The 3,796-nt window shown below is 55.5% G+C and carries 5 protein-coding genes and 1 pseudogene; all 6 read right to left on the reverse strand.

Annotation, left to right across the window (positions count from 1 at the left end):
* Positions 1–1,099, reverse strand: a 1,099-nt coding sequence (locus tag ERD80_RS14095) for an MFS transporter (RefSeq protein WP_136547311.1), incomplete at its 3' end; no start/stop codon positions are given.
* A 501-nt stretch (positions 1,100–1,600) separates the two neighbouring features.
* Positions 1,601–1,984 (reverse strand): VOC family protein, encoded by a 384-nt coding sequence (locus tag ERD80_RS14100; protein WP_136547313.1) that lies wholly within the window; start codon positions 1,982–1,984, stop codon positions 1,601–1,603.
* A gap of 72 nt (positions 1,985–2,056) precedes the next feature.
* On the reverse strand, positions 2,057–2,398 hold the full coding sequence (locus ERD80_RS14105) for a type II toxin-antitoxin system RelE/ParE family toxin (protein WP_021313439.1): 342 nt from the start codon (positions 2,396–2,398) through the stop codon (positions 2,057–2,059).
* Positions 2,361–2,603, reverse strand: a complete 243-nt coding sequence (locus tag ERD80_RS14110) for a ParD-like family protein (protein ID WP_071813632.1) — start codon at positions 2,601–2,603, stop codon at positions 2,361–2,363. The genes ERD80_RS14105 and ERD80_RS14110 overlap by 38 nt, the downstream gene beginning before the upstream one ends.
* 117 nt (positions 2,604–2,720) lie before the next feature.
* Positions 2,721–3,425 (reverse strand): YafY family protein, encoded by a 705-nt coding sequence (locus ERD80_RS14115; RefSeq protein WP_136547315.1) that lies wholly within the window; start codon positions 3,423–3,425, stop codon positions 2,721–2,723.
* Between the two features lie 40 nt (positions 3,426–3,465).
* Positions 3,466–3,796, reverse strand: a pseudogene (locus ERD80_RS14120) (2-methylcitrate dehydratase); the annotation flags it as partial.

Below are 3,796 nucleotides of genomic sequence, written 5' to 3' on the forward strand. Positions count from 1 at the left end.
TGCCGGCGCTGAGCGTGGTGGTCAGGGACGTAAGCTGGGCGCTAAAGCCAATCAGCGCCGGGCCCAGCAGTAGCCCGGAGTAACCGCACAGCGTGACGGCCGGTATGGCGTAATGCGCGGCGACAGTGCGCTGGTTACCCGCCGCGTTGAATAAAATCGGCACGATATTGGCCAGACCGATACCCACCAGCACAAAGCCGAGCAGGGCACTCCACAGCCAGACGGAGAAAATCGCTAATGCCAGCCCTCCGCTGGCGACGAGACCGCCCCAGGTGAGCACGCGGCGACTGCCATAGTGATTAATCAGCCGATCGCCAAACAGGCGCAGCGTGGCGACAGCCGTGGCGTACAGCGTGAAGCTGAAACCGGCCAGCTGCATCGACATGGCGCGCTCACTGTTCACAAACACCGCTGACCAGTCGAGCATGGCGCCTTCGGTGAGGAACAGCAGGAAACACAGCAGGGCAATCAGCACCACGTTACGGTGCGTCAGGGCGCGCAGCGTACCGCGCGTTGGTTTTGCATCCGTGCGGCGACGGGGCAACAGGGCGGTATGGCTCATCAGCAGCAGCAATAAAATCAACACACACAGCGGCAGCAGCGCCAGCAGAGGCGCAACCTGCAGCCACAGCAGCAGACTCACCGCGCCGGCGCCAGCAATGCTGCCAAGACTGTAAAAGCCGTGAAAGCCCGACATCTTGCTGACCCCGGCCTCGCGCTCCACGATCACCGCCTGATAATTCATGCTGACATCCATCAGTCCGTTGATCGCGCCGAAGAGCAACAGCGCGCCCGCCATCGGCAGTGGTGAGGACAGCAGCATCAGCAGCGGCAGATCCAGGGCCAGTCCGGCACCGCACAGCAGCAGCAGTGTGCGACAGCCAAAGCGGGCAATCAGCGCGCCGGTAAAGGGCATAACTGACATGGAGCCTGCAGCGATACAGAACAGCAGCAGCCCCAGCATGCCGTCATTGATCGCCAGCTGCGCTTTGGCGAAGGGAATAAGCGGCGCCCAGGCGGCCATGCCCAGTCCGGCGATAAAAAATAGCGTGCGCGTCGCGCGCTGCTGGCGCAGGTTAAGCAGATTACTGTTCATCATCACATCCCGGTGTAGTACGGCGTTTAATCGCCTGGCCTTATCCATGGTCGGGCTACAGGTACACTGCAGCCTGTGCAGAGGCCCATAAAAACGTAATTAATATTTAACAGTAACAAGACTTGTCCTGGAAATGACGTAGCGTGTTCAGGTGGCTGTATTCAGTAGATTTTATTTATGGCATACACGGAAGGCATTTTAAAAAAAGCGCGATGTGGGATGGGAGCGGTAATGACGGGTAAAGTCAACGATGACAAGAATTACTTTAATAAACTGAAATATATGGTAATTAGCCTGAGGTAATACAAGCTTCTCGCGCACTGTGTAGCGGTGCAACTTATTGCGCGATAAATCGCACCGCTATCCACCAGGATGAATTACCTGCACGTTGCTTAACTGAACAGCAGCGTTAATGTCATTAACCGGCAATTAAGAATATAAATATAGTTAATGATTGCTCAGCACATTTAACAACCTGCAACCGTCAGCGCCAGGTCTCTTCACTTACTCATCCAGCTGTAAATAGCAGACACGCAGGCGGTGCCCGTCCGGGTCCAGCGCGGTAAAGGTGTAGCCAAAGTCCATGCGCACCGGCGACTGAATAATGGTGATTTCACGCAGCACGCCCCATTCGTGATAAAGAAAATCGACATCGTCTTTGCGCGCGGTTTTAAACACAATTTCGCTACGCGCTTCACTGGCAGGCAGGGAGAGTGCGGGTTCAACGATATACTGCGACCAGATACCCAGTTTAAAGCCGCTCTCAAACACAAACATGGCAAAGGTCGGGCTGAGTTCTGCGGGTTTGATGTCGAACAGCGCGGCATAAAAGTCAGCACTTTTCACGACGTTGGGCACATAAATAATGGTCATGTTAGCGGTAAGCATGGTGATCTCCTTGTGTGTTTACCGCTGCATAGTAGGGGGAGGCTGTGACAGATTTTGTCAGGAGTCGATGGGTTAACTGATAATTTTCAGATCGGCTTTACGGTGCTTTTTCTGTTCCTGATAGAAATTCTCATGGGGTCCGATATCCAGCAGATACAGTTCCAGTTTATTTTCCACCCAGCTATAACCCAACAGCGTCAGGCGGTTATTCAGCTGAAATTTGTGCACGCGTAAAAAGTTTAAGTCACCTCTCTTGAGCTCACCGATTTCAGGCGCATCAACAATCCTGTCGATCTCATCCTCGACGATGGCACGCTGTGTATCGGGCAATTTATCGAGCGTTTTTTCAAAGCGGCGTGTTTGATAAACCTCGATGCTATTTTGTGGTTTTGGATCGGGGTGTTCGGCGGACATACGGCGAAACCTTCTGATTATCGACTTCAGCCTGGGCGATCAATACTTCAGCGATGAAGCTATACGGTAAGTCCGGATTATCCTCAGCAATCCGGCCGATCTTCGCCCAATGCTCAATCTGCTTTGGAATGCTGCGGCTGGCGGCTTCAGCGTGAATTTTTACGTCGCTCACGAAGTCATCGTCTAAACGAATACTTGTGGCCATGAATATTACCTCGCGGATGAAAGCGGTGATGGACTGACTGTTGTAATGTTGAGTTGCGATTACTGCTGCACGCGGCTAAGTATGCGACATTTTGTCGCTTATGGCAACCTTATGTCGCTAGCGTGTCGCGCTGTCCACCGGGTGACGCAAATGGTGATAATCCCGCCAGCGCTTCAGCAACTGATGACGCGTGCCGGGATAGAGTTCGCTGGTGACGCTGATCGCTTCAATGCGGTCGACGCGGAAATTGCGGAACTCCTGGCGCAGTTCGCACCAGCCGCACAGCAGGCGCACGCGATCAAAGTAGCCAATCACCACCGGCCAGATGGTGCGGGTGGAGAGGTTATCCTGCAGATCTTTGTAGCGCAGGCTGATCTTGCTGCGCTGATGGATCGCCTGGCGAATCTGCGGCAGATGGGTTTCGAACAACGCTTCGCCCTGGGAGGCGATCAGCAGCGACTGGTGATCGATACTCTGCGTGAGATGCGGCGGAATCACAGCCTGGACTTTAGCCAGCGCATGGCGCGCGGCGGACTTAAGCTCATCGTCGGTGTGTCGGGTGACCCAGTTGAGCCCAAGCACCAGCGCATCAATCTCCTGACGGGAAAACATCAGCGGCGGCAAATGGCCGTCGGATTTCAGTAAATAACCAACGCCCGCGCTGCCCTCAATCTCTACGCCCTGCTGCTGCAAACTAAGAATGTCACGATAGACGGTGCGCACGCTGATATGCAGCTGCTCAGCGATACGCTGCGCGGTCAGCGGATAGCGATGACAGCGCAGCAATTGCAGCAGTTCGGGAAGCCGCTGAGTTTTAGACATGATACGCCAGCCTTAAGCGAAGAACGCGCGCCGGCAGGATTCAGGCGCGCAACAGTTGGCTTAATGTAGCCAAATCCGCCGTGCTTTGCAGCTCGCTGATAGCCAGTAACTGCTGCTGGCGCGCCGGCACTTCATGGCGCAGCGCCTGACGCAGTTTGGCCGCCACATCTACGCCATCCGCCAGCGACTGCTGCCGCGTGCGGCGCTGCTGCAGCTGACGACCCTCTTTCAGCGTCAGCGTGACGAGATGAAAACGCCGCGCCGGGTTGAGCGCATCGGGCGGCGCGGACGCATCTAGCGTGCGACGCACTTTGGCCGCCAGCGGCATCACCGCCGGATTGAGTGCACCTTCGGCAAAATCTTCCAGCCGC

It is taken from the genome of Pantoea sp. R102, assembly GCF_004916815.1.
Classification (GTDB): domain Bacteria; phylum Pseudomonadota; class Gammaproteobacteria; order Enterobacterales; family Enterobacteriaceae; genus Pantoea; species Pantoea dispersa.

What these genes read in the sequence shown, in the direction of transcription:
- ERD80_RS14100 (WP_136547313.1), bottom strand. Translation starts at nt 1,984, where the DNA reads ATGCTTACCGCTAACATGACCATTATTTATGTGCCCAACGTCGTGAAA.
- ERD80_RS14105 (WP_021313439.1), bottom strand. Translation starts at nt 2,398, where the DNA reads ATGTCCGCCGAACACCCCGATCCAAAACCACAAAATAGCATCGAGGTT.
- ERD80_RS14110 (WP_071813632.1), bottom strand. Translation starts at nt 2,603, where the DNA reads ATGGCCACAAGTATTCGTTTAGACGATGACTTCGTGAGCGACGTAAAA.
- ERD80_RS14115 (WP_136547315.1), bottom strand. Translation starts at nt 3,425, where the DNA reads ATGTCTAAAACTCAGCGGCTTCCCGAACTGCTGCAATTGCTGCGCTGT.